The sequence below is a fragment of the Nonomuraea sp. AD125B genome (genome assembly GCF_041402765.1).
Classification (GTDB): domain Bacteria; phylum Actinomycetota; class Actinomycetes; order Streptosporangiales; family Streptosporangiaceae; genus Nonomuraea; species Nonomuraea bangladeshensis.
This window is the reverse complement of record NZ_JBGLOU010000022.1, coordinates 85,525-109,910: the sequence shown is the minus strand read 5'-3', so window position 1 is coordinate 109,910 and position 24,386 is coordinate 85,525. Positions and strand designations below refer to the sequence as shown.

At 71.5% G+C, this 24,386-nt stretch carries 27 protein-coding genes and 1 pseudogene; 12 read left to right on the top strand and 16 right to left on the bottom strand.

All coding sequences use genetic code 11. The features are described 5' to 3' along the window. Positions 1-137 precede the first annotated feature (137 nt). The 8 genes from ACBR40_RS41570 to ACBR40_RS41535 are packed head-to-tail and all read left to right on the top strand — an operon-like array spanning position 138 to position 5,238. Positions 138-638, top strand: a complete 501-nt coding sequence (locus ACBR40_RS41570; protein WP_371252316.1) for an Asp23/Gls24 family envelope stress response protein — start codon at positions 138-140, stop codon at positions 636-638. Continuing rightward, positions 635-1,036 carry a hypothetical protein gene (locus ACBR40_RS41565; RefSeq protein WP_371252276.1) on the top strand — a complete coding sequence of 134 codons (402 nt, stop codon included), beginning with the start codon at positions 635-637 and terminating at the stop codon, positions 1,034-1,036. Before ACBR40_RS41570 ends, ACBR40_RS41565 begins: the two co-directional genes overlap by 4 nt. Next, on the top strand, positions 1,033-1,209 hold the full coding sequence (locus ACBR40_RS41560; protein ID WP_344213120.1) for a hypothetical protein: 177 nt from the start codon (positions 1,033-1,035) through the stop codon (positions 1,207-1,209). The genes ACBR40_RS41565 and ACBR40_RS41560 overlap by 4 nt, the downstream gene beginning before the upstream one ends. Then, positions 1,206-1,580, top strand: coding sequence for an Asp23/Gls24 family envelope stress response protein (locus tag ACBR40_RS41555; RefSeq protein ID WP_371252274.1), 375 nt, complete (start codon positions 1,206-1,208; stop codon positions 1,578-1,580). The genes ACBR40_RS41560 and ACBR40_RS41555 overlap by 4 nt, the downstream gene beginning before the upstream one ends. After that, on the top strand, positions 1,577-2,215 hold the full coding sequence (locus ACBR40_RS41550; RefSeq protein ID WP_371252273.1) for a DUF6286 domain-containing protein: 639 nt from the start codon (positions 1,577-1,579) through the stop codon (positions 2,213-2,215). The genes ACBR40_RS41555 and ACBR40_RS41550 overlap by 4 nt, the downstream gene beginning before the upstream one ends. Beyond that, on the top strand, positions 2,212-2,790 hold the full coding sequence (locus tag ACBR40_RS41545) for a hypothetical protein (RefSeq protein WP_344213126.1): 579 nt from the start codon (positions 2,212-2,214) through the stop codon (positions 2,788-2,790). Before ACBR40_RS41550 ends, ACBR40_RS41545 begins: the two co-directional genes overlap by 4 nt. Positions 2,791-2,838: 48 nt before the next feature. Further along, complete coding sequence (locus ACBR40_RS41540; RefSeq protein WP_371252315.1) at positions 2,839-3,726, top strand: DMT family transporter; 888 nt, start codon at positions 2,839-2,841, stop codon at positions 3,724-3,726. Between the two features lie 18 nt (positions 3,727-3,744). Then, a complete protein-coding gene (locus ACBR40_RS41535; protein ID WP_371252271.1) occupies positions 3,745-5,238 on the top strand; it encodes an MFS transporter in 1,494 nt (497 codons plus the stop codon). A gap of 30 nt (positions 5,239-5,268) precedes the next feature. Here the strand turns inward: ACBR40_RS41535 and ACBR40_RS41530 are convergent, their stop codons facing one another. The 8 genes from ACBR40_RS41530 to ACBR40_RS41495 all read right to left on the bottom strand — a co-directional run bounded on the left by ACBR40_RS41530 (position 5,269) and on the right by ACBR40_RS41495 (position 11,811). Beyond that, the gene (locus tag ACBR40_RS41530; protein ID WP_344213132.1) at positions 5,269-5,724 is read right to left on the bottom strand and encodes an SPW repeat protein; all 456 of its coding nucleotides are present in this window, start codon (positions 5,722-5,724) and stop codon (positions 5,269-5,271) included. A gap of 121 nt (positions 5,725-5,845) precedes the next feature. Beyond that, positions 5,846-6,313, bottom strand: coding sequence for an NUDIX hydrolase (locus ACBR40_RS41525; protein WP_371252270.1), 468 nt, complete (start codon positions 6,311-6,313; stop codon positions 5,846-5,848). 21 nt (positions 6,314-6,334) lie between these two features. Beyond that, positions 6,335-8,470 (bottom strand): peptidase domain-containing ABC transporter, encoded by a 2,136-nt coding sequence (locus tag ACBR40_RS41520; RefSeq protein WP_371252269.1) that lies wholly within the window; start codon positions 8,468-8,470, stop codon positions 6,335-6,337. Next, positions 8,467-8,655, bottom strand: a complete 189-nt coding sequence (locus ACBR40_RS41515; protein WP_344213138.1) for a hypothetical protein — start codon at positions 8,653-8,655, stop codon at positions 8,467-8,469. Before ACBR40_RS41515 ends, ACBR40_RS41520 begins: the two co-directional genes overlap by 4 nt. After that, positions 8,652-9,650, bottom strand: a complete 999-nt coding sequence (locus ACBR40_RS41510; protein ID WP_371252268.1) for a TIGR04500 family putative peptide maturation system protein — start codon at positions 9,648-9,650, stop codon at positions 8,652-8,654. The genes ACBR40_RS41515 and ACBR40_RS41510 overlap by 4 nt, the downstream gene beginning before the upstream one ends. Then, the gene (locus tag ACBR40_RS41505) at positions 9,647-10,606 is read right to left on the bottom strand and encodes an MvdC/MvdD family ATP grasp protein (protein WP_371252267.1); all 960 of its coding nucleotides are present in this window, start codon (positions 10,604-10,606) and stop codon (positions 9,647-9,649) included. Before ACBR40_RS41505 ends, ACBR40_RS41510 begins: the two co-directional genes overlap by 4 nt. 50 nt (positions 10,607-10,656) lie before the next feature. Continuing rightward, positions 10,657-10,812, bottom strand: a complete 156-nt coding sequence (locus ACBR40_RS41500) for a hypothetical protein (protein WP_344213144.1) — start codon at positions 10,810-10,812, stop codon at positions 10,657-10,659. 126 nt (positions 10,813-10,938) lie between these two features. Beyond that, the gene (locus ACBR40_RS41495) at positions 10,939-11,811 is read right to left on the bottom strand and encodes a hypothetical protein (RefSeq protein WP_371252266.1); all 873 of its coding nucleotides are present in this window, start codon (positions 11,809-11,811) and stop codon (positions 10,939-10,941) included. 65 nt (positions 11,812-11,876) lie between these two features. On the opposite strand from ACBR40_RS41495, the gene ACBR40_RS41490 reads away from it, so the two are divergent. Continuing rightward, complete coding sequence (locus ACBR40_RS41490) at positions 11,877-12,191, top strand: hypothetical protein (RefSeq protein ID WP_371252265.1); 315 nt, start codon at positions 11,877-11,879, stop codon at positions 12,189-12,191. A 7-nt stretch (positions 12,192-12,198) separates the two neighbouring features. On the opposite strand, the gene ACBR40_RS41485 is transcribed toward ACBR40_RS41490, so the two are convergent. After that, positions 12,199-12,879 carry a trimeric intracellular cation channel family protein gene (locus tag ACBR40_RS41485; protein WP_371252264.1) on the bottom strand — a complete coding sequence of 227 codons (681 nt, stop codon included), beginning with the start codon at positions 12,877-12,879 and terminating at the stop codon, positions 12,199-12,201. Between the two features lie 135 nt (positions 12,880-13,014). On the opposite strand from ACBR40_RS41485, the gene ACBR40_RS41480 reads away from it, so the two are divergent. Then, the gene (locus tag ACBR40_RS41480; RefSeq protein WP_371252263.1) at positions 13,015-14,262 is read left to right on the top strand and encodes an amidohydrolase; all 1,248 of its coding nucleotides are present in this window, start codon (positions 13,015-13,017) and stop codon (positions 14,260-14,262) included. A 6-nt stretch (positions 14,263-14,268) separates the two neighbouring features. On the opposite strand, the gene ACBR40_RS41475 is transcribed toward ACBR40_RS41480, so the two are convergent. Continuing rightward, positions 14,269-14,676 (bottom strand): SHOCT domain-containing protein, encoded by a 408-nt coding sequence (locus tag ACBR40_RS41475; RefSeq protein WP_371252261.1) that lies wholly within the window; start codon positions 14,674-14,676, stop codon positions 14,269-14,271. 154 nt (positions 14,677-14,830) lie between these two features. Here ACBR40_RS41475 and ACBR40_RS41470 point away from each other — a divergent pair, with 154 nt between their 5' ends. After that, positions 14,831-15,955 carry an AI-2E family transporter gene (locus ACBR40_RS41470; protein WP_344213166.1) on the top strand — a complete coding sequence of 375 codons (1,125 nt, stop codon included), beginning with the start codon at positions 14,831-14,833 and terminating at the stop codon, positions 15,953-15,955. Positions 15,956-15,982: 27 nt separating this feature from the next. Here ACBR40_RS41470 and ACBR40_RS41465 read toward each other — a convergent pair whose 3' ends face one another. Beyond that, positions 15,983-16,507, bottom strand: a complete 525-nt coding sequence (locus ACBR40_RS41465; protein WP_371252260.1) for a hypothetical protein — start codon at positions 16,505-16,507, stop codon at positions 15,983-15,985. A gap of 206 nt (positions 16,508-16,713) precedes the next feature. Here ACBR40_RS41465 and ACBR40_RS41460 point away from each other — a divergent pair, with 206 nt between their 5' ends. After that, entirely contained in the window at positions 16,714-18,129 is a 1,416-nt protein-coding gene (locus ACBR40_RS41460) for an MFS transporter (protein WP_371252259.1), read from the top strand. On the opposite strand, the gene ACBR40_RS41455 is transcribed toward ACBR40_RS41460, so the two are convergent. From ACBR40_RS41455 to ACBR40_RS41435, 5 genes and pseudogenes are all read right to left on the bottom strand, one after another. After that, positions 18,068-19,906 carry a glycoside hydrolase family 15 protein gene (locus tag ACBR40_RS41455; protein ID WP_371252257.1) on the bottom strand — a complete coding sequence of 613 codons (1,839 nt, stop codon included), beginning with the start codon at positions 19,904-19,906 and terminating at the stop codon, positions 18,068-18,070. The genes ACBR40_RS41460 and ACBR40_RS41455 overlap by 62 nt on opposite strands. Before the next feature lie 130 nt (positions 19,907-20,036). Then, positions 20,037-20,834 (bottom strand): annotated as a pseudogene (locus tag ACBR40_RS41450) (PP2C family protein-serine/threonine phosphatase); the annotation flags it as partial. A gap of 382 nt (positions 20,835-21,216) precedes the next feature. Beyond that, entirely contained in the window at positions 21,217-21,576 is a 360-nt protein-coding gene (locus ACBR40_RS41445; protein WP_371252256.1) for a hypothetical protein, read from the bottom strand. 98 nt (positions 21,577-21,674) lie between these two features. Further along, the gene (locus tag ACBR40_RS41440; RefSeq protein WP_371252255.1) at positions 21,675-23,780 is read right to left on the bottom strand and encodes an NACHT domain-containing NTPase; all 2,106 of its coding nucleotides are present in this window, start codon (positions 23,778-23,780) and stop codon (positions 21,675-21,677) included. 39 nt (positions 23,781-23,819) lie between these two features. Further along, the gene (locus tag ACBR40_RS41435; protein ID WP_371252254.1) at positions 23,820-24,368 is read right to left on the bottom strand and encodes a hypothetical protein; all 549 of its coding nucleotides are present in this window, start codon (positions 24,366-24,368) and stop codon (positions 23,820-23,822) included. Positions 24,369-24,386 lie beyond the last annotated feature (18 nt).

The window sequence follows — 24,386 nt, the reverse complement described above, 5'->3', positions numbered from 1 at the left end:
GAAGCCCGACTTCCAGGCGATCTCTCCCAGCTTGTCATAAATGTTCTAAAAGTCTGTTTTATGTAGGAATCAGGTGGCTTGGGGCGGTTATCAGTGCTTACTGAGGAGGAGGGGAGGTGACGGACGTGTCGGACACCATGTCCAGTCGAGCCACGGAAACCGGCCAGACCGCGACCGTGCCGAAAGCCAGGACGTACGAGGGCAGCCCGGGAGCCGCGCTGGTCACCGAGAAGGGCACCACCAGGATCGAAGACACCGTCGTCGCCAAGATCGCCGGGCTCGCCGCCCGCGAGATGTCCGGAGTCTTCGCCATGGGCGGTGGCGCGGCGCGTGCGCTGGGCAGCGTACGCGGCATCGTCGGTGTCGACGAGAGCGTCACGCAGGGCGTGTCGGTGGAGGTGGGCGAGCGGCAGGCCGCCGTCAACCTCGACCTGGTGGTGGAGTACGGCATGGCGATCCCCGAGCTGGCGGGGGCGGTGCGCAAGAACGTCATCAACGCCATCGAGCGCATGTGCGGACTGGAAGTGACCGAGGTCAACATCCGCGTCGACGACGTCCACCTGCCCGATCAGGACCGCGGCCGGGAAGGCGACAAGAGCCGCCGGCAGGACACCGGGCCGGAGCCGGGAGTTCGATGACGGACACGGGCCCGGCCCCGAAGTCCGGTGCGAGCCCGGCGGGCTCCGGGGTGGACGACGGCTTCGGGACAGGCCCCGAGGACGAGGCGCCGGCGATCGCCGAGCGGGTCCGGTCGTGTGACGGCGTGGCCGGGTTGTCCAGCGGCCCGTTCGGGACCGTGGCCACCTACCTGCCGGGCCGGCGGCTGACGGGCGTCTCCGTGAACGACCGCGCGGTCGAGATCGCCATCGTCGCCACCCTGGACCGCCCGCTCCTGGAGACCGCCGACGAGGTACGGCGAGCCGTGACGGACCTGGCCGGCGAGCGCCTGGTGAACGTGCGCATCGACGACATCGCGCACGGCGTCGCGGACGACAGCGCGGACGACAGCGCGGACGACATCGTGGAGGGATCATGAACAACCAGTGGCTGCCGTTGATCGGGCTGGCCGTCGGCATCGTTCTCGGGATCGTCGGGGCGTTCGGCGGGCTGGTGCCGTTCCTGATCGTGCTGGTGCTCGGCGCCGTCGGCTGGCTGGTCGGCCGGCTCGCCGAGACCGGCGAAGTGAACCTGTCCGTGAGGCGGAAGTGACCGCTGCCACCGGCGCGGGCATCGTGACCGTGCCCGGGCAGCGTCCGGCGCCTCCGCCTCCCGAGGTCCGCGGGCGCACCCGGATCGCGGACGAGGTGGTCACCAAGATCGCCTGCTGCGCGGCCGGGGAGGTTCCCGAGGTGCTGGGGGTGCACCCCGGCGGCGGGTGGCGGTCGCCCTCGTCGGACGCCGAGGTCCGCGGTGAGCGGGCCGCGGTTCACCTGAGCGTGAGCGTCGCCTACCCGTCGCCGTTGCGGGACGTGGCGGCGCGGGTCAGGCAGCACGTGATCGCCCGCGTCGCCGCCCAGACCGGCCTCAACGTCACCCATCTGGACGTGACCATTACCGACTTCGGCGGTGACCTGCCGTGACCGAGCGAACGTTGACGCAGGAGTACGGCGCCGTCCCTCCTGAGGACGGCCCCGCAGGCGCCTACCAGGCGAAACGCGACAAGGCCGCCGACCGGGCGGCCGTGCGGGCGTTCCGCCCGTCCCGGAGGGTCCCGGCCGTCGTGGTGTCCGTGCTGCTCACGCTGCTGGGCCTGCTCGTGGCCGCCGAGACCGTCTCGGCGCTGGTCGGCGCTCCGCTGCGCCTGGTGCCGTACGACCGGATGCTCGGCTGGGCGGCCTCCACGCCGTGGTCGGACCCGCTGTTCGTGCTGGGCTCGGTGGTCGTGGCGCTGATCGGGCTGGCGCTGCTGATCACCGCTCTGGTGCCGGGACGGCCGCGCCTGCTGGCGGTACGCAGCCACGACCCCGACGTGATCATCGGGCTGCGCCCCAAGAGCGTCACCAGGGCCCTGGCGCACGCGGCCGAGGAGGTGCCGGGCGTGCACACGGCCCACGCCACGCTGCGGGGCGGGACGGTCACCGTCACGCCCACCACGTCGGGGTGGGACAAGGAGAGGTTCGCCCAGGAGGTGCGCGCCGCCGTGCTCACCAGGCTGGCGGGACTGGATCTCGTGGAGCCGTACCGGGTGACCGTGGACGTCAAGGAGCGCAAGTGAACAGGAAGACCAGCCGGGGCAACCGATGGGCACTCGCGCTGATCGGATCGGTGCTGTTGGTCCTGGGCGGGCTCGCGGCCGGCCGCGGGCTGGGCGGCCTCGGGTCGGCGGACACCCCGATCGTGGACGGCGGCGTACGGGGGTTCTTCGCCGGCAACAGCCCGGCGATCTGGTGGGCCGTGGCGGTCGTGTCGATCGTGGTGGCGCTGCTGGCGCTGCGCTGGTTGCTGGTGCAGGGCCGCAGGGAGGTCACGCACCGCCCGATCCGGCTGGAAGGGTCACCGGCCGGCTTCTCGGAGGTGTCCGTGGACGGGGTGTCGCAGGCGGTCGCCGCCGACGTGGCGTCGAGCCCGGCCGTGGTGAGCGCCGATGCGCGCGTGGCCGACTCGCGCTACCCCCCTGAAGTGCGGCTACGCGTCGTCGCCGACGAGAGGGCGCCCATCGGGGAGCTCAGATGGCACCTGTCCGCGGTCGCGCTTCAGCACCTGCGCGACGCTCTACGCACTGATCATGTCCACACGGTGGCCCGCGTCAGCCTGGAGCCGCCGCCCGCCCCGCACCGGATGGTGCGCTGACCCCACCGGCGTTCAGGGAAGCGGATTCGGAGAGCGTCGCCATTGGTGATGACCATCGCTGTCTCTCTGGGTGCGGCTTGCCTGCTGGGCCTCGGCTTCGTCGCCCAGCAGCATGCCGCGTACCGCCAGCCTCTGGACGAGATGCTGCGCCCGCGCCTGCTGTTCGACCTCATGCGCACGCCGTTGTGGCTGTTCGGGCTCGGGTTGATGGCGTGCGGCCAGATCCTCGGCGCCATCGCGCTCCGAGAGGCGGACGTGGCGCGGGTGGAGCCGCTGCTCGCGATGAACCTGCTGTTCGCCCTGACCGCGGCCCATGTCGTCTACCAGGAACCGTTCGGCCGCATGCTGCAACTGGGCGCCGTGCTGGTGTGTGGAGGAGTGGCGCTGTTCCTGTTCGCCGGGCAGCCGCACGGCGGCCGCCTCCCCGATCCGCTCTCCCCGCGCTGGCTGGCGGCGCTCCCGGTGGTCGTGGTGGCGGCCGCGCTGGTCGTCTTCGGCCTGCGGCGGTCACTGAAGGTCAAGGCGATTCTGCTGGCCGGCTCCGCGGGGGTGCTCTACGGGCTGCAGGACGTCCTGACCCGTAACGCCCTGCTCACGTTCGACCACGGACAGAACGTGCTCACGACCTGGCAGCCGTACCTCCTGCCGTGCGTCGCCGTGGTGGGCCTGCTCCTCAACCAGAGCGCGTTCGACGCCGCTCCGCTCCAGATCTCCCTGCCGGCCACCACGGTCGCCGAACCGATCTGCGGGATCGTGCTGGGCGTGGCGATCTTCGCCGAACGCCTGCAGGTCACCCCGGCGGCGCTGGCAGGCGAGGTGGCCGGTCTGATCGCGATGGCGACCGGCATCGTCGTCCTCGGCCGATCCCCGTTCCTGGCGAAGCCCGGGCAGACCGCCCTCCAAGGACGGAACGGACCGCGCAAGGAGGAACGGTGATCAAGGGGAGAGGCGCCGATGTCCGCAAAACCGTGGAATGAGCGGCACCGCAGGCTCAGCCGCTTCTCGCATGCCGTGTTCGACGGGGTCTGGCGGAGAATGCTGGTCCTGCTGGGCGGCCCCACGCGGTTCCGGGTCGTCGCGATGCTCGCCGGCGTTCTGGCGCTCGTCACCGCCGACCAGGGGGCCGTCGCCGCGGTGGGGCCGGAGATCCAGGAGTCGATGGGCATCGGCAACACCGGGCTCGGGTCGCTGACCGCCGTCTCCTCCGCGGCCGGCGCCGTCGCCGTCCTGCCGGTCGGCGTCCTGACCGACCGCGTCAACCGGGTACGGTTCCTCACCGCCTGCATCGTCCTGTGGAGCCTGGCCATGATCGCCGGCGCCCTGGCCGACTCGCTCCCGTGGCTCCTGTGCTCCCGGGTGGCGGTCGGGGGCCTGACCGCCGCCGCCGCGCCCTCGGTCGTCTCGCTGGTCGGCGACTTCTTCCCGGCCGCCGAACGGGGCCGGATCTACGGTTTCATCCTGAGCGGCGAGATGGTCGGCGCCGGTCTCGGCCTGCTGGTGGGAAGCGCCCTCGCACGGCTGCTGACCTGGCGCTCCATGTTCTGGCTCCTCGCGCTCGTGGGTGTCGCCTTCGTCTTCGTCATCGGGCGGAAGCTGCCCGAGCCCGAGCGCGGCGGTCAGAGCCGGTTGCCCGCGGTGACACCTGGCGGGAAGTTCACGGTGGCGACGCCCGGTGGAGAGGCGGACCACGCCGGGCCGGACCGCGACGACACGGCGCGGCGCGCGGTGCGCCGCCGCGGTATCGGGCCCGATCCCGCGGCGCTGCTGCGCCGTGACCCCGTGCACATGTCCCTGGGGCAGGCGATCCGGTACGTGCTGAGCATCCGGACGAACGTCGCACTGATCGTCGCCTCCGTGGTCGGATACTTCTTCTTCGCCGGAGTGCGCACCTTCGCCGTCGTCTTCGCCCGTGAGCAGTACGGCCTCGGCCAGGTCGCGCTGACGGGCGTCGTGCTGCTGGTGGGCCTCGGGGCCCTGCTGGGGGTGCTCAGCGGCGGACGCCTCGCCGACCGGCTCACCCGCCGCGGGCACATCAGCGCCCGCATGGTGGTCCCCGCGATCGCCTACGCCGCCGCCGCCGTCTTCTTCGTCCCCGGGCTGCTCACCACGTCGCCGACGCTCGCGCTGCCGTTCCTGTTCGTCGCGGCCGCCTCGGCAGCGGCGGCCAATCCCCCGCTGGACGCCGCCCGCCTCGACGTCGTCCACTACCGGCTCTGGGGCCGCGCGGAGAGCATCCGCACGTTCCTGCGCGTGGGCGGGGAGGCCGTCGCCCCGGTGCTCTTCGGCGTTCTGGCCGACGCGCTCGGCCCGGGCGCGCAAGGGCTGCGGTACGCGTTCCTGATCATGCTGGTGCCCCTGGTGGCGAACGCGGTCGTGCTCCTGCGCGCCAGGCACGCCTATCCGCACGACGTCTCCGCGGCCGCCGCCTCCGAACGCCTGCGCGGCTGAGCCGCGCGGGTCAGCGCAGGACCGTGGGAGTCATCGTGGGTGCCCGCCGTGGCGTCTGCTCATCATGCCGAGCGAGGCGCAGGCCAGGCCGGTGACGAGGATGACCACTCCCGTGATGACGTTGTTGACGATCGTCGAGGCGCCGGCTCCGTGCGGCGGCAGGACCCACGGCGTGATGATGGTCCATACGCCGATGACCGGCAGCGTCCACGCGAGACTGTGGAAGCGGCCGTTGGCCGAGGCGATCCCGGCCGCCAGCAGGACCACCGCTATCCCGGTGATCAGGTTGCTGACGGTCAGGTTCGTGCGGCCGAAGATGCCCACCACCCATGGCGAGATGGCCAGGTAGAGCCCGCTCAGGAAGGCGACCCCGCTGACGGACTGCCCTGCCGGCTGCTGGGCCGCCATGTCGTAGCGGGCGCGCAGCGCGGCTATGTCGGGGTGATGACCGATGTCGTAAGTGGCTCGCGTCGGCTGGTCAGCCATGTCGCACACCACCTTTTCTCTCGTGTAGAGACAGGAATGTTGGTCAACTGCCCGTTTCGTCCTGCCGACACCCCCGAGCAGGTAAACGTCTCCCCAAATCCTGACGCGGTGGCGCGGCCGATCAGTGCTGGATCAGACCGCCGACCGGGACGGGACCGACATGGCCGCTCGCCGGGAGGGTCCGCGCCAGAGCGAGGCCGACGTCGACCAGCGATGAGCGGCGGAGGCGCGCGACGTCGGCGAACGCGGTCCAGACCGACTCGGCGATGTCGCCGCCGGGCTCGGGACGCAGTCGGCCGCCGGTGAGGCGGACGCGGTAGAAGACGCCGACGTTCTGATGCTCGACGCCGGCGCGGGCGACGGTGGCGGGGATCACGCGGGAGTCCACGCCCAGCAGGCGTTCGACGACCGCGTCGCAGCCGGTCTCCTCGGCGACCTCCCGGACGACCGCGTCGAAGGGGTCCTCGCCGTGCTCGACCCTCCCGCCGGGGAGGGTCCAGACCCGCTCGCCGTCCGGCTTCACGTGGTGGGCGAGCAGGACTCGGCCGTCCTCGATGCACACGGCGTACGCCGCCAGTCGGAAACTCATCCGCCGCAGCCTACGCGGTGGTCACAGCGACGGCCGGGCCAGTTCGGACAGGGCCGCGTACCGTCCGCCGAATCGCATCAGCTCGTCGTGGGTGCCCTGCTCGGCCACCTGGCCGCCGTCGATGACGAGGATCTGGTCGGCGTCGCGTACGGTGCTCAGCCGGTGGGCGATCACGACGCGGGTCAGCGGCAGGCCCGCGAGGTTGCGTTCGATGGCGGCCTCGGCCACGGTGTCGAGGTGGCTGGTGGCCTCGTCGAGCAGCAGGATGCGCGGCTCGGGAAGCAGGGCCCGGGCGAGGGCGATCCGCTGCCGCTGGCCGCCGGACAGGCCGCCGCCCTCGGTGAGCATCGTCTCGTACCCCATGGGCATGGCCATGATGTCGTCGTGGACGTGCGCCATCCTGGCGGCGGCCACGATCCGCTCCAGCGGGGCGCCGGGGACGGTCAGGGCGATGTTCTCCCTGATGGTCCCGGTGAACAGGTGCGGGTCCTGGGTGACCACGCCGAACCGGCCGCGCAGCCAGCTCGGGTCCAGGTCGCGCGCGGGCGTGCCGTCGTAGCGGATCTCGCCCTCGACCGGCTCGTACAGGCCGAGCAGGATCCTGCCCAGGGTGCTCTTGCCCGAGCCCGAGCTGCCCACCAGCGCCACCTTCTGACCTGGGGCGATCCTCAGCGTGACGTTCCTGAGCGTCCAGGGCGAACGAGGGTCGAAGCGGAACCCGACGTCGCTCAGCGTCACCTCCCCGCGCAGCGGCGGCCGCGCGCCGCCGGTGCGTTCCGGCTCGGCCTCGATGATGTCGGCGAGCCGTTCGACGTGGGCGCCGGCCTCCTGGAGCTCCTGGAGGCTGGTCAGCAGCGAGGTCAGCGGGGTGAGCGCGGAGACAGCGAGCGCGTTGAGCGCGAGCATCGTCCCGAGGCTCAGCCCGCCGTCGAGCACCCGGACCGTGCCCACGAGCAGCAGCAGCGCGGGAGCGAGGATCCTGATGGCGGACAGGACCGAGTCCAGGAGCCCGCGGGTCAGGCCCAGGCGCAGGTCGGCGTTCATCTGGGCGGTGAACATCGCCGACCACCGCTCGACGGCACGCCGTTCGGAGCTGGACGCCTTGATCGACTCGATGCCCTGGATGGACTCGATGAGCCGGCCCTGGGTCGTGGCGGCGGCGGTCAGGCCGCGCCCGGTGAGGTCGGCGATCCGCCTGCGGGTGAGGAGCAGCAGCACGACCTGGACGGCCGCCATCGCGGCCAGGCATCCGCCGAGCAGGGGATCGCGCACCAGCACGAGGACCATGAGCACCACGGCGAGCGGACCGTCGAGGAGCGCCGACAGCACCTGGCCGGACAGCATGGCCCGCAGGCTGGCCGCGCTCTGGGTGCTCATGACGAGGTCGCTCGCCCCGCGCAGGGTGAAGTACCCGTAAGGCAGCGAGAACAGCCGGCCGACGACCCCGCCCGTGAACTCCGTGTCGGCCCGTGCCCGCAGCATGAGCAGCAGGGCCGTACGCAGGTAGGTGAGCATCCCCTGGATCAGCACCACGATCGGCAGGCCGACGATGAGGACGTGCAGCAGATAACGGTCGCCGCCGGGCAGCACCTCGTCGACGACGAGCCCGGACAGCAGGGGCAGCACGAGCGCGGCCACCTGCAGCAGCAGGGAGGCGAGCAGCGCCTGGACGAGCAGGCCGCGGTGGCGGATGAGCAGGGCGCGCAGGAGGTTCGCGCGCCACGGACGCCGCTCGGGCCCCTGGGGATCGAAGTCCGGGCCCGGCTCGAAAGCCAGCACGACCCCGGTGAAACCGAGGTCGAACTCCTCCGGCGTGAGCCTGCGCCGCCCCGAGGCCGGGTCGACGACCTCGACGACGTCCGGGCGCCACCGCTCGACGACCAGGAAGTGGTTGAACTCCCAGTGCACGACGAACGGCCCCGGCACCGCGCCGAGCCGCTCGGGCGCGATCGAGAACGCCTTGGCGTTCAGGCCGTACGACTTGGCGGCCTCGACGATCGCGAAGGCGGTCAGCCCGTCCCTGGACACCTGGACGTCCGCGACGACCTCGCGCACGCTCGCCCGGCGGCCGTGGGCCCCGAGCACCATCGCCAGGCACGCCGCGCCGCAGTCGGCCATCGTGTTCTGCCTCAGCACGGGCACCCTGACCCGCCTCATCGCGGATCACCGAGCGCGGGGAGGACGCCGAGCAGCACCACGATCGCCAGCGCCAGCGCGAGCAGGCCCACGTAGGTCCACAGCCAGACCAGGAGCGTCCTGGAGACGCGGTAGGGGCGCTCGACGTGCCGCCGGACGCCCTGATGGTGGTGGACCGCCTTCTCCCGGTACGGAAGCGACTTCACCCGCCGGCCGTCCGTTCCGCGATCCCCCAGAACCATTCGATCTTGGCCGCGTTCCTGCGTTCGTCGATCCATTCGCTGAAGATGCGGCGTTCGACGAGGTCACGTACGGTCGCGTCGAGCACGGCCGGCTCCACCGCGAGGACCTTGACCAGCAGATGCCCGCCCGCCACGGGGAACGGCCCGGCGACCGTCCCCGGAGGGGCTTCGAAGATGCGTTCCGCCGACTCTTTGTCGAGGTCGCCCCGGCGGAGGGTGGCGAACACCTCGCCAGGACGGGCGCCGCCGTCGGCGAAGGCCCGCTCGACCGCGTCGAGGAACCCGGCCGCGTCGGGCACGGCGGCCGGCTCGGCGACGAACACCGCCTGCGCGACGCGGGCCACGTCGAGCTCAGCGCCGTGTTCGGCGAACCAGCCCTCCACCCGTCCCGCGGCCACCCGCGCGCGGAGCGCGGCGACGGCGGCCTCGAGGGCGACCAGCTCTTCCAGCTCCTGGTGGGAGATGCGGTTGCGCTCCATCCAGGCCCGGGTCGCCTCCACGGTCAGCAGGCCGCGGGCGCGGCGGAAGGCGTCCATCGCCTCCTGGAGGGCGGCGTCGCTCAGCGGCTCGCGCGTCTCCGCCAGCTCCTCGCGTACGAGGCTGTCGGCGATGAGCCGGTCGGCCAGCGCGGACTCGTCCCAGATGAAGTCCAGGCAGGCGATCGCCCTGGCCACCGGCGTCTCGATGCCGTTGACCCGGAGCAGCAGGTGCTCGCCCGCGCGGTGCACGCCGCGCAGCGGCCACGGCAGGGCCTGCTCGGGGCACCAGGACAGCGAGACCGTGGCGTCGCCGTCCTTCATGAGCAGGGCGTGGTGCAGCGATCCGTCGAACTCCTCGCGCTGGGCGACCAGCCGCGTCCGGACCTGCGGGTACGCCGCGCGGAACCTCTCCAGGCCGCGCTCGGGCTCACCCGAGCTGAGCAGGCCGACCGCGTCGGCGAGCATCGGCCCGTACGTCATCGCTTCACTCCGCTCTTCAGCAGCTCGCCGATCGCCGCGCTGATCGGCAGCCCGGTCGCGTCCTCGATCCACAGGAACTGGCCGTTGGGGTTGATCTCCAGGAAGACGTGGCGGCCGTCCGGCGTGAGGATCAGGTCGATCGCGCCGTAGCACAGCCCGAGTCGTTCGACCAGCTCCAGGCAGCGCCGGGAGACCTCGTCCGGCAGGTCGTGCGCCAGGATGGGGGTGGCGCCCGGGTCGTAGTGCCGCCAGTCGTAGCGGGTGTGGTTGCTGACCTGCGAGTGGATCTCGGCCGCGAACAGCTCGCCGCCCACCACGGTCACCCGCACCTCGACCCGCTTGGGGACGTACGCCTGGACGATGACCGGGCACAGGCGCAGGGCGTCGGCGTGACCGAGGTCCGCCGGCGTCACGGGCGCCGCGAACCGACCGAACCGCTCACCGTCCGCCTCCAGCTGGTTGCCGTGCACCGGCTTGGTGATCACCCGGCCTTCGTGCTGGACGTAGAAGTCGAGGAAGCGCTCGGGATCGTTCGTGATCAGTGTCGCGGGCAGCTCGAAGCCCAGCCGCCTGGCCACTTCGAGCTGGTACGCCTTGCGCCCCGCCCGGTCGATGACCGGCCTGGAGGCGGGGACCTTCAGGCACCCCAGGCCGTCCCACAGGCTCTCGACCATGACCCGGCACTCCTCCTCGACGTGCTCGCGGGCGACGGCCTGCGGATGGGCCACCGGATTCCCCGGGCGGCGGTACCAGATCGCGGTCAGCTCGTCGAGGTCGACACGGCGTCCGCCGTGGCCGAGAGCCCGGACGGTCGAGCCGTCGCCCGGATGGCCGATCTCCAAGGTGGCGGCGGCCGGGAAACACGCGGGGTCGAAGACGGTGACGTCCGCCCCGGCGAGCGTCCCCACGACGCGCTCGGCGTGCTCGTCTCCGTCGGAGGTCAGTACGAGGATCATCAGGATGGTTCCGGTGGGGGGCGCGACCCGGCCGCGCCCCCCGCGGCTGACTAGTTGCTGTCGCCGGAGGTGTGCGTGTGGTTGCCGCAGATCACGATGACCTGGCTCTTGGCGCCGCCGCTCACCTGAAGGAGCTGACCCTCGTCGAGCTCAGCGCCCAGGGCCGCGATGTTGTCGAGGCTGGTACGCGTCTTCCCCGTGCTCATTCATCATCCTTTTGTCCGCATGGGGAGCCGAATGCCCCCCATCGCATGGAGCACGTTAGGGAGACGGCGGGCAGAGCGTCGTCCGTCGCGTGGATGATCAACCGTCATCCTGGAGACGGAGCAACGTCACTCGGGGGCGGCCGGGAAAGGCTCGTGAGAGTCGGCGTATTCGACCGCCGGCTCGGGAGGAAGGGATGCTCCGGTGCGCGCATCGGTGCAGCAAGCCTGCCTGATCTCGGCGGCCTTCAGCGGACGGACGACTCCTTTCACGATGGCCCAGCCCCGGACGATCTTCACCGGCAATCCGCTGTCCGGATCGGTCCTGGAAGTGAAGGAACGCATGACGACGCCGCCCGCGGCTCCGGCGGCCCGGGCGAAGCTCAGTATCAGCGCCAGGGCCGGGAAATCCACGCTCATGACTCGCATCGCGTTCTGCTCCAGCTCGACCTCGGCGAGGATTTCCAGGGGGTCGTGCGTTCCGGCGCCCACGTGGCAGGTGAAGATGTGCCGGCCTGGGCCCCCGTGGGTCGAAAGCCGCACGAGCAGCTCCGCGGCATGTTCCTTCGCCTCCAGCACCACTTCGGGCGGAAAAGCGGCCAGCAGATCCATCGCCCGGATGCTGAGCGCCCGGAGCCGCTCGCGATGCGCGAGCGAGGCCACGATCACGCCGATGGGTTCGCCCTGGTAGGGGAAGGGATCATCCTCCTCGCACACCGCCTGGGCGTATCGGGCCCTGCTCACGGCCGAGTCGGGCGGCAACTGCTCCGTCTGGCAGTATGCGGAGTATTCGGCGGGAGTGAAGGCCCCGATCATGACTCTGTGTCCAGCCTTGAGCATATAGCGCAAGATCTGCTCACATGTGGCGAGGTATTGGCCGTGATCCTCGAACTCGAATGACGGGTAGGACGCCCTCATGGTGGCCAGGTCAAGCTCGTTCAGGAGCAATGCCATACCGATGACGCCGCCTCGGCGGGTGTTCCGCCTTCGCTTCTTTCCCATGCGCGGACAGTAGTGAGGGCCGCCCGGCCGCCGATTCCCCGAACCGCATTCTGTGGATAAGGCGGTTGCCCGAGGACGAAAATGCCTCGATCATGACGATGGTGAAGACAATGGCACGGCACCTGCTGCAGGGCCTGGGTGGTGCGGCGTCGGCTGCTGCCGCCTATCTGGTCGTTGCCGTGTTTGCCTTTTTCCTGTTCTTCAGCCTTTTGCTTCTGCCGGTCCTCCTGCTGTACACGCCGTTCGCCATCCTCGTCATCGGCTTGGCAGGAGTCGTCGTATCGTTCGCGCGACGGCCCTCGTCATCGGGGTTCGTCGCGTTCTGGTCGGGTTGGGCCCTCTGCCCGGCTGTGTATTTCATCGTCTTACTCACCAGATGAGGTGCGATCACTCGTCGTCCCGGCGGCGGCGGTCGCGGCGGATGGCCTTGCCGAGGACGTCGCGGGCCTCCCATTCGACGCCGCCGGGCAGCTCCCACCCCCGCCGGTAGGCGACCAGCCGCAGTACGGTGCCCGCGACGACCGCCAGGGGGGTGGCCACCGCGACGGGCACGCCGAGCTCCGAGCAGATCACCTCCAGGGCCGCGACCAGGGCGGCGACCGACGCGTACAGGCCGTTGCCGCCGAAGACGGCCGGGACGCGCTGCACCAGCAGGTCGCGGGTGGCGCCGCCGCCGACCGCGGTGATGGTGCCCAGCAGGATCGCCGGGAGCCAGGCGAGCCCGGCGGCCAGCGTCCGCTGTGCCCCCGCGACCGCCCACACGCTCAGCGCGACCGCGTCGAGGACGTAGAAGAGCCGGGTCCATTCCCGTTCGGTGAACTTCAGCAGGAACGCCACCCCCGCGCCGGCCAGCGCGACCGGGATGTAGAGGGGGTTGGTCAGGGCGAGCGGCGGCCCGTGCCCGAGCAGCACGTCGCGGATCAGCCCGCCGCCCAGGCCGGACACGACGCCGATCACGACGTATCCGAACAGGTCGAGCTCCCTGCGGCGGGCCACCGAGCCGCCGAGCAGGCTGTTGATGAACACCCCGACCAGGTCCAGCACCGTCGTGATCGTCTCGACCCGCACAGGCAGGAGCCTAGGGACGCCTCCGCGGGAACCGGCGGCGGTCCGCCCCCGGATGGCGGAACGTTTGCGCCCGTCTGGACTACTCCAGACCGATATCAGGAAAGCATCCGCGGGTGAGGCTGAGGGGAGCGATCGATGTCCGCCGACACCGTGCTGGCCGGGCTTGACGCCATCAGGCCCGACCTGGAGGCGTACTACCGCGACCTGCACGCCCATCCCGAGCTCGGCCACCAGGAGAGACGCACCTCGGCGCGGGTGGCCGAGCGGCTGCGCGCGTACGGGTACGACGTGACCGACGGCGTCGGCGGCACGGGGGTCGTCGGCGTGCTGGCCAACGGCGACGGGCCGTGCGTGTTGTTCCGTGCGGACATGGACGCCCTGCCGATCGAGGAGCGGACCGGGCTGCCGTACGCGAGCACGGCCGTCGGCGGCGACGGCCAGCCCGTCATGCACGCCTGCGGGCACGACACGCACGTCACCGCCCTGCTGGGCGCGGCCCGGCTGATGGTGCAGGCCAGGGACGCGTGGAAGGGCACGTACGTGGCGCTGTTCCAGCCGGCGGAGGAGCCCGGCGACGGCGCCCGCGGCATGATCGACGACGGGCTGACCGGCCGGATCCCGAAGCCCGACGTGTGCCTGGCGCAGCACGTGCTGCCCTATCCGGCGGGCCAGGTGCTCACCCGGCCGGGGCCGGCGCTGTCGGCCGCCGACAACTACCGGATCACCGTGTACGGCCGCTCGGCCCACGGCTCGGCCCCCGACCGGGGCATCGACCCGGTGGTGATGGCCTCGATGCTCGTGGTGCGCCTGCAGACGATCGTCTCCCGCGAGGTCGGCCCGCTCACCCCGGTCGTGCTCACGGTGGGCAGCATCCACTCCGGGGCCAACCCCAACAACATCCCGGAGACCGCCGAGATCCAGCTCAACGTACGTACCTACGAGGAGGACGTGCGGCAGCGCGTCAGGGACGCGATCGTCAGGATCGCCCGCGCCGAGTGCGCCGCTTCGGGCGCTCCCCGCGAGCCCGACGTCGAGCATTTCGGCGCCTTCCCCGCCACGGTCAACGACGCGGACACGACGCGCAGGGTCGCCGCGGCCTTCTCCGCCTTCTTCGGCGACCGGGCGAAAGAGCTCGATCTTCAGACGGCCAGCGAGGACTTCAGCGAGATCCCGAAGGCGTTCGGCGCGCCGTTCACGTACTGGGGGTTCGGCGGCACGGACCCCGAGCTGTACGCGCGGGCGGCCGGGAAGGGCACGATCGACGCCGACGTCCCCGGCAACCACAACGCCGCCTTCGCCCCGGTCATCCAGCCCACCCTGGACACCGGCGTGCGGGCGGCCGTGGTCTCGGCGCTGGCCTACCTGGGTGTCGACGGCGGCTGACGGGCCTCACACCCCGGCGAGGACCTTGGTCTTGGCGCGCTCGTACTCGTCGTCGGTGAGGTCGCCCCGGCGCTTCAGGTCGGCGAGCCTGGCCAGCTCGTCGCCGGTCCCCGAGCTGGCGCCGCCCGCGCCCGCGGCGCTCTCGCGCACGTACGCGCGGAACGCCTCCTCGTTCGCCTGCAGCCGCGCCATCTCGCGCCGGCCCATGCCCTTGCCGCGGACGATCAGGTAGAGCAGGACGCCCACGAAGGGCAGGACCACCAGCACGACGGTCCAGCCGGTCTTGCCCCATCCGCTGACGTCGTCGTCGCGGAACAGGTCGCCGATGACCCGGAAGAGCAGCATGAACCAGAGGACCCACATGAAGAACACGAGCATGGTCCAGAAGAGGTTGAGAAGAGGATAGTCGCCCATCGCGGCGCTCCTTTCGGCACTAGACCGTTTTGCGCCTTTCACCCTTCATGCCGCTTTCTCGGCCCTGCTAGTCCCAACGTTCGGCCAATCTTCCGCACCCGGCCAGGCGGTGAAGGCCCAGCTCAAGCGGCCCCGGCTTGTACGTTGATGACCGATGGAACCGAGACCCACCGTGCAGGTGCTGCTCGCGCCCGCGAACATCTGGCGGGCCGGGCTCGTCCTGGCGGCCGTCGTCGCGGCGGCGTTCTTCGTCCGCTTCGTGCTCGTCGACGCGGGATCGCTGATCGCCATGCTGGTGATGGCGTGGTTCCTGTCGCTCGCCATGGAGCCCGCCGTGCGCCGCCTGTCCAGGCGGGTGCGCCGCGGCACGGCCACGCTGCTGGTGATGACGCTGTTCATCGTCGCGGTGGTGGTCTTCTTCGTGCTGTTCGGCAGCCTGCTCGTCCGGCAGGTCGCGGTGCTGCTGAAGGCCCTGCCCGACGTCATCACCGGCGTCGTCGACCGGGTGAACGCCCGCTTCGGCACCCGCTACGAGATCTCCGCCATCCTCGACTCGCTCAACCTGACCCCGCAGCAGGCGGCCTCGTACGCGCAGGGCGCGCTCAACGGCGTCCTCGGCCTGGTGGGGACGGTGGCGGGGACGGTGTTCAACCTGTTCACCCTGCTGCTGCTGACGTTCTACCTCTCGGCCGACGGGCCGGCGCTGCGCCGGTGGATCGCGCAGTTGCTGCCCGGCCGCGTCCAGCAGGTCTTCATCAACGTCTGGGACGTCTCCACGGTCAAGACCGGCGGGTACGTCTCCTCCCGGCTCGTCCTCGCCACGATCAACGGCGTCGCCTCGGCCCTCGTGTTCCTGGCGCTCGGCATGCCGTCCTGGCTCGCGCTCGGGGCGTGGACCGGCCTGGTCGCCCAGCTCGTGCCCACCATCGGCACCTACATCTCCATCGCCCTGCCGGTGGTCGTGGGGCTGGTGTCGCCCCGTCCCTGGATCGGCCTGGCGGCGCTGGGCTGGGGCGTGCTCTACCAGCAGGTGGAGAACCTGACGCTGGAGCCGAAGATCAGCTCGCGGGCCGTGGACATCCATCCAGGGGTGTCCTTCGCGGCCGTGATCCTGGGGGCGTCGCTGTTCGGCGCGATGGGCGCGCTGCTGGCCATCCCCGTGGTGGCCATGCTGCACTCGCTGGTCGACACGTTCGTCACCCGTCAGGAGCTGCAGGAGTCCGTGGCCACCCGGGTGCCCCCGCCGACCGGCGGGAAGAAGCCGCCGCCACCGAAGTGACGCCGGCCTCCTCCGCGGGAATGCCGTCTACGGCATGCCGGCCCTGCTGAACGCCTTCATCTCCTTCCCATGCACGGCCAGCGCGTAGATGACCAGGACGTCGAAGGCGATGATGATGGCCGACCAGATCGGGTAGGCGGGCAGCCAGGCGAAGTTCACGAACGCCTGGATGGCGGCGAGGGTGATCCCGACCACCCGTCCCCAGGTCTTGCCCGACATGATGGCGAGTCCGGCGAGAAAGACGATCACCCCGATGGCTATGTGGAACCATCCCCAGGCCGTGAAGTTGACCGGGACCGCCAGGTTGTTGGGCGTGATGATGTAGAAGCCCCTGTGAAGGAGCCCCACCAGGCCCATCAGCGCCTGGAAGCAGCCCAGGATGATCATCCCGATGCCGGCGAACATGACCCAGCCGAGCCAGCCGCTGGGCCGGGGCTCCCTCGTCGCGGGGGCCGTCTCCGCCCGCTCCGCCTGACGTTGCTGGGGCACCGCCTCCGAGACCTGCTCCCGGGAGACCTGCTGCTGGGTGCGTCCGTAACGTGGTTCTTCCATGATCGGCTCCCTCCGCGAGGCGGAGTTTCCGTTCAGCGGTCCGAGCAGCTTCCATGCGCGTGCTCGCGGCCACTCCTTACCCTGCTTCTCTACCCAGGACATCCTCCCCCTTCTTCGCAAATAGCTACAAAAGTGGGCAAATTCCCGTGGAGTCTTTTTGCCTGTTCGCGGCGCTCCCCGGGCCGGGAAGAGGGGATCACGGGAACATGACCCCCGCCGCCCAGGCCCTGGCCGCCGCGCCGCGCCGGCCGCTGGCGCCGCTCGCCCTCGCCCAGTTCATCTGCAGCTTCGCGGGCTCGAACATGAACGTGATGATCAACGACATCGGCGCGGACCTGAACACGACGGTCCGCGGCGTGCAGGGCACGATCACGCTGTTCCTGCTGGTCATGGCGGTGCTCATGATCCCCGCCAGCAAACTGACCGACCGGTGGGGCCGCAAGCGGTGCTTCCTGGCCGGCCTCGCCCTGTACGGGGCCGGCGCCCTCATCAGCGCCTTCTCCCCCGGGCTCGGCGTGCTGATCCTCGGCAACTCGCTGCTGGAGGGCGTGGGGACGGCGCTGCTGATCCCGCCGGTCTACATCCTCGCGACGATGGCGTACGAGGACCTCCCCTCACGCGCCCGGGCCTTCGGCCTGATCAGCGGGATGGCCGGCGTCGGAGCGGCGGCGGGCCCGCTGATCGGCGGGTTCATCGCCACGGCGATCGACTGGCGGGCCGCGTTCCTCTTCCAGGCGGCCGTCGTCGCGGTGATCGTCCTCCTCAGCCGCCGGCTCGTCGATCCCCTGCCCCCGGACCCGGAGCGCCCCTTCGACTTCGCCGGAGCGGTCCTGTCCGCGACCGGCATGTTCTTCGTGGTGTTCGGGATCCTCCAGGCCGGCGCCGACACCACGCTGCTGGTGGTGTTCCTCGCCGTGGGGGCCGTCCTGCTGACCTGGTTCTTCCTGCACATCCGCGCCCGTGAGCGCGCGGGGCGGGAGCCGCTGCTGTCGACCGGGCTGTTCCGCGACCGTACGTCCGACCTCGGCCTGGTCACCCAGAACATGCAGTGGCTGATCCTCATGGGGACGTCGTTCACCGTCTCCGTCTTCCTCCAGACCGTCCGTGGCTACAACGCGATCCAGACCGGCGTCATCTTCACCGCGGCGACCGTGGGCGCTCTCGTCTCCTCGCTGGCGGCGGAGCGGCTGGCCAGGAGGCACTCGCAGAAGGCGCTGATCGTGGCGGGTTTCGCCATGACCGTGGCCGGGATCGTGGTGCTGCTCGTCCTGGTCGGGGCGGCGTCGAGGGTCATCGCCTTCACGCCTGGGCTGCTGCTGATCGGCCTGGGCGTGGGCGTCATGCTCACCCCCTCGGTCAACGTCGTGCAGTCCAGCTTCCCCGAGGGACTGCAGGGCGAGATCTCCGGGCTGTCGCGCAGCGTCTCGAACCTCGGCTCGTCGTTCGGGACGGCGATCGTCGGAACGGTGCTCATCGCGAGGGCGGCCGAGGGGAACCGGGCCTACGCGCTCGCCATGGTCGTTCTGGCGATCTTCGCCCTGATCGGCCTCGCCGCCGCCGTCAGCCTCCCCTCCTCTCGGCGAGATCAAGGTGCTCGTCCAGGGCCATCGCCGCGGCGATGAGCGCCAGGTGGGTGAACGCCTGCGGGAAGTTGCCGAGCTGCTCGCCCGACGGGCCGATCTCCTCGGCGAACAGGCCGACGTGGTTGGCGTAGGTGAGCATCTTGTCGAAGGCGTAGCGGGCCTGCTGCAGCCGCCCGGCCCGGGCCAGGGCCTCGACGTAGAGGAAGCTGCACAGGTTGAAGGTCCCCTCGCTGCCGCGCAGCCCGTCCGGCGAGGCGTCGGGATCGTAGCGGTAGACGAGGCTGTCGCTGACCAGCTCCCGTCCCATGGCGTCGAGGGTGCTCAGCCAGGCCGGGTCACGGGGGGAGATGAAGCCGGCACGCGGCATGAGCAGGAGCGAGGCGTCCAGCACGTCGGTGGCGTAGTGCTGGACGAACGCCTGCCGCCGCGGGTTCCAGCCGCGCTCGACGATCTGGCCGAAGACGGCGTCGCGGGCGCCCGTCCAGCGGGCGAGGTCGGCCGGACGCGAGTAGGCGGTGGCCATGCGGATGCCGCGGTCGAAGGCGACCCAGGTCATCAGGCGGCTGTAGGTGAAGTCCTGGCGTCCGCCGCGGGTCTCCCAGATGCCCTCGTCGGGACGGTCCCAGGCGTCGGTCAGCCAGTCCAGCACCCCGGAGAAGGCCCGCCAGCCGTGGATGCCGCCGACCTCCTGGGCCTGCGCCAGCGCGTCGGCGACCTCGCCGTAGATGTCGAGCTGGAGCTGGCCGGCGGCCGCGTTGCCGGCCCTGACCGGCCAGGACTTCTGGTATCCCTCCAGGTGGCCGAGGACCTCCTCGGTCAGGTGGGGATCCCCGTCGACCCGGTACATGATCTGCAGCGGCTCGCCCGACGTGGTGTCCCCGGCGTCGAGCCGCTCGCGCAGCCAGGCGCGGAAGGACTGGGCCTCCTCGACGAAGCCGAGGTCGATCAGGGCCCGGACGGACAGCGAGGCGTCGCGGACCCAGGTGTAGCGGTAGTCCCAGTTGCGCTCCCCGCCGATCTGCTCGGGCAGGCCCATCGTGGCCGCGGCGATCGGCGCGCCGGTGGGCGCGTACGTGAGCAGTTTGAGGGTGATCGCCGACCGGTTGACCATGTCCTGCCAGCGCCCCCGGTAGCGGGACGCGCGCAGCCAGTCGTGCCAGAAGGCGCGGCAGGATTCGAGGCTGCCGCGTACCTCGTCGGCGGTCAGGAGGGGCGGGGGCCGCTCGGCGGCGCCGCTCGTGGCGGTCAGGGCGACGAAGGCCGTCTCCCCGGCCCGGAGGGTGAGGTCGGCGGCGAGGTCGTCGCCGTCAGGGCGCAGCGTGACGGACGAACTGGCCTGCAGCCGCAGGTCCGTGCCGGGGCCGCGGAAGAGGGCCGAGCCGTCGTCGAGGAGGGTGAGGGCGTGCGGCGCCCGCCCGTAGTCGAAGCGGGGGCGGCAGACGAGGGTGAAGGGCAGCGCGCCGCGGACCACCCGGACGGCCCGGATCAGCCGGTGCCGGCCGGAGGGGGCGGCTGAGGGGTCCGGCTCCATGAAGTCGGCGACCTCCCCCACGCCGTCGGGAGCCATGAAGCGGGTGACGAGGACCGCGGTGTCCGACAGGTAGAGCTGCCGGACCGTGACCCCCGCGACGCGGCCGGAGTCGACGGAGAGCCGGCAGTGTCCGCCGCGTTCGCCGTCGAGGAGGGAGGCGAAGAGACTCGGGGAGTCGAACCGGGGCGCGCACCACCAGTCGATGGTGCCGGTCTCGGAGACGAGCGCGACGGTCTGCAGGTCCCCCACCATGCCGTGGTCCGCGATCTGCGGGTACGTGTCCATCAGTGCCTCCAATGTTCGCCATGGACGCCGGTCGGACGAAACGGTTCACCGCGCTCACCGCCTCCAGGTCGGTGGCGCTCGACGCGTCGCGCGGCTCGGGGGCGGCGGGCAGGGGCAGGCGGCGGATCGCGATCATGGCGGCGTCGTCGCCGAGCCGGCCGCCGGTATAGGTGATGAGATCGGCGCAGATGCGCTTCAGCAGCCCTTCGGGGAACTCCCGCGTCCAGGCGGCGATCCGGTCGGCCAGCGGGTAGAACACGCCTGCGGTGTCGCGCGCCTCGGTGACGCCGTCGGTGTAGAGCAGCAGCAGGTCGCCCTCCTCGAAGCGGAACGAGCAGACGCTGTATCCCTCGCCGCCGAGGTTCCCCAGGCCCAGCGGCGGCGAGGGACGCTCGCACTCCAGCGGCGTGACCTTGCCTTCGTGCACCAGCAGCGGCGGCGGGTGGCCGCAGTTCACCATGGTGAGCACCGGCTCGTCGTCCGCTATGTCCAGGGCGACCGCGGTCACGAAGCTCTCGTCGTCCACCGGCCACGCCTTGGCGGACTCGTACGGGTTGAACCCCGCGCTGTCCTCCAGGTCGGCGGCGAGCTCCGGCAGGGACAGGCCCCGGCGCGCGGCCTCGCGGAAGGCGCCGACGAGCGCGGCGGCGTCGGAGATGGCGGGCAGGCCCTTGCCCCGGGCGTCGCCGATGATCAGGCGGGTGGCGCCCGGGGTGCGTACGGCCGCGTACAGGTCGCCGCCGATCCTGGCCTCGGCCGCGGCGGCCAGGTAGACGGAGGCCAGCCGGAGCGTGCCGAGCGACTCGGGCAGCGGGCGCAGCAGCGCGCGCTGCGCGGCCTCGGCCACCGAGCGCACCTGCACCAGGACCCGCCGCTCACGGTCCCGCACGAGGCAGAACAGCACCACGAACGCCGAGACCAGGATCATGGCGATGAGCTCCGCCCGCTCGTTCCCGCTGCCCATCAGATGGTGGTGGAAGCCGATGATCACCTCGGCCACGACGGCGAGCAGCCCGATCAGGCCCGTGAACCACGCGCCGGCGAAGGAGGCCGTGATCGCGGGGGCCGCCACCAGCAGCGTGCCGAAGCGCACGGTGCTCGGGGACAGGATGTCGGCAGCAGTGATCACCACGATCATGGCCAGCGGAATCACCGCCAGTGCGTGGTCGCGCAGTGATGGTTGCCCCCACGGATGCGGGTTTCCCCGAAATCCCACGCTTTCTGTCTACCTGTTGCGATCCGGAGGTCGAAAGCAGCATGGTCAGCTCTTGGGAAAGGCTTTCCTCTGCCCTCGGACCGTCAGAAGACGGTCACCACTTCTCCCACTCGCTGGTCTTGAAGCACCTGTTCGCCCAGTACGCGAGCTTCGCCGGGCCGGTCCACCCCACGTAGGGTCCGTGCCCCTGGAGGCACCGCATCTTCTTGATCGTCTTCGGCTCCCACTTGCCGTGGGAGCAGGCCGGGATGAGCTTCCTGACGACCCGCTTGCCGCAGAGCCACCGGACGCTGGGGCGGGGTGCGGCGGCGACCGCCGCGACGGCGGGGGTGGCCGCGGTCATGGCGGTCGTCGTGGTGGGGGCGGCCATGGCCGCGTTCGGCGACATGCCCGCCAGGGTCAGCGATGCGGCGCTCGCCGCGACCACGGTTCCCAGCTTCACTGCCAGCTTCATCGTGCTGTCCTCTCTCGTCGTGCCTGTCGGTGTGAGAGAAAGGTAGGGCGGCCGCTGTTGACCCCCTGTTGAGCGCGTGTTGAGCGGGCGGGGGCCCCTCACCTGTCGTCGCGGAGCGCGGGGTGCGCGGCCAGGTGGTCCTGGAGCTCACGGTGACGGAACTGGTAGGCGATCCCGGAGATCCGCAGCAGCCCCGCGTCGTAACACCGGTGCAGGAAGCGGCCCAGCCGCCACGGCAGCCGGCCCCGCGTCGCCAGGAGAAGCCCCAGGTAGCGGCGCGACAGCACCGGGGACCAGGACGCCACGAGGGACATCCCGAACACCGCGCCCGCCGCGACCGCCGTCGCGACCGGGAGCCCGTCCAGCAGCCCCGCGAACCAGACGCCGAGGAGGAACCCGAACCCCGGGCCGAAGGTGAGGGCGGCCACGAGGGTCAGGACGGCGTCGTTCCTGACGATCGTCCGCGCCTCGACGCCCCTGCGCGGACCTGCGGGGCCGTCCCCCCCGCTCCTTCCGCTCGCCATCCCTGCTCCGAGCAGGAGGCCGAACCCGATCGACACCCACAGCGGAACCTCGACGCCGAGCTTCATGCCGACCGCCACTCCCGCCAGCGAGCCGCCCGCCGCGGCGAGCACGCCCTCCACCACGGCGCTCCTGCGGTCGCGTACGCCGCGGACCCCGCGGAAGCCGATCTCGTCCGCCGGGGACCACACCTCCCGCCAGGCGTCGAAAGGCTCCTTCAGCAGGCGCAGAGCCACGGTGCCCGGCACAAGGAGCAGCCCCAGCGCCATCACCGTCCGGCCCGACACCTTGCCGTCCACGACGTCGAACTGCGAGAGCACCAGGACGAAGCCGGCGACGACGACGGCGACCCCGGGAAGGCCGGTGGCCAGGGCCACCAGCGCGCCGATGGCCCGCGGACGGTCTCCCGCCAGCGGCCACAGCTCGTGCAGGACGAGATCGGTGCTGGACAGCACGCGTCCGTGGAACGGCGGCCGGCTCTTGTTGCGGTGCAGATGACCGGCGAGGACGGCCAGCCAGGCGTGGGTCTGCTCGGCGGTCGGCCCCTTTCCCGCCGGATCCGCCGCGGCCAGGCGGGCGGGGATGAACAGGTCGAGAAGATGCTCCTGTACGGACGGCTCGTCGGTGAACTCCGTGAGGTCCCGCGGGGAGCGCACGTAGCGCCCGGTGAGGGGGTCGCGTTCCTCGTAGACGGTGACCGCCAGGGTCAGCCGCCACGGGGTGCCGAGCGCGTCGGCCAGGACGTCACCGGGGCGGGTGAGCGCGTCCAGGACCGGCCGCCAGCGGTCCGGGTCCTCCTGGTCGGTGAACTTCTGGATGAACTGCCACGCCTTGTCGCCGGCCACCTCCTTCACGGTGACGCGGACGGCGCCCCGGGGGGTGGCCCGGTCGGCGACCAGGGCGTCGTACTGGCCCGTGCGGCAGGTCACCACCAGGCTGCAGCGCTCCGGTCCGTGCTCGTAGTCCTCCAGTGCGCGCAGCGCGCGGGCGGCCCGCGAGCCGTAGCCCGGCTTGTCGGTCTCGTCCATCTCGTCCAGCCCGTCGATGACGGGCAGGATCTTCCCGGCCTTCACGAGCGCGCGGGCGGTCACCGGCTTCAGGTCGAACGTCGCGGTCAGGTGCCGGGCCAGCAGGTCTTCCACCGGCAGGTCGGGATCCAGGCTCGTCGCCGAGATCCGTACCGGGACGGGGTCGTCGGGCTGCCTGCCGCCGAGCAGTTCCAGGATCAGCTCGATCGCGAGGACGGTCTTGCCCGACCCCGCCACCCCGGAGATCACGAGCCGCCGTGGCGCCGGCAGGCCGCGGAAGTAGTCGGCCACGTGTCCCAGGTCGCCCTCCGGCGGGGCGGAGACGGCACCACCGGTGGGGTGGAAGCAGAAGTCGACGTCGATGAGCACGTCCTTGCCCTTGGGGCCGAGCAGCTGCGCCCGCTGCGCCCGCTCCTCGGCCAGCACGCGCCCGGCCAGCAGCGTCATCGCGTTCGACACGTCGGTGTCGGCCAGCCGTTGCGCCCGCCACCACGAGATCGCGCTGACAGCCGTTCCCACCAGCGCGAACACGGCGCTGACCGGGTCCACGTCGCCGGGATGCAGCAGCCACAGTCGCACCGCGGCGGCGACCAGCAGGGCCGCCCCGGCCGCCACGCCCGCCCATAACCACCAGGTCTTCGTACGCGGGTTCACGGCCGACAGCCTGCCAGAAGGACGCCTTCCCGCGCCCGCTCAGCGGGTGACCCGGCCGAGGCGCAGCGCCGAGGCCAGGAAGAACAGGCCGCCGAGCGTGGCGTAGCCGGCGAGGCTGACCAGCGACGCGCCGTCCTGGGCGGCCTGCAGGACGAACGAGGTCCCCGCGACCGTCGAGATGGCGCCGCTGATGATCATCGGCCAGTGGCCGCCGCCGAGGTGCCGGCGGATCACGCCTACGGCGAGCTGGAGCAGGCCGGACACGACGGCCCAGGCGCCCCACACGCGCAGCACGGCCGGGATGCCGGCCCCGGCGGCGAAGGCCAGGCCGACGGCGGTGGCCCAGCTGATCACGATGTTCGCGTACAGGCTCAGCGCCGGGCCCGTCGCCTTCGACGAGCGGGCGTCGACGATGGCCGCGACCCCGTCGAACAGGGGGTAGAGCACCAGCAGGGCGACGCTGACCGGCCCGAGCCCCGACGCGGTCGCGGCCAGCAGGCCGGCCCAGACGAGCGCGAAGCCGAAACGGACGAAGTACAGCCGCCGCAGGGAGGCGGCGGCGGAGGTGGAGGCGGTGACGGTGCTCACGGGGGTCCCTTCGCGGGA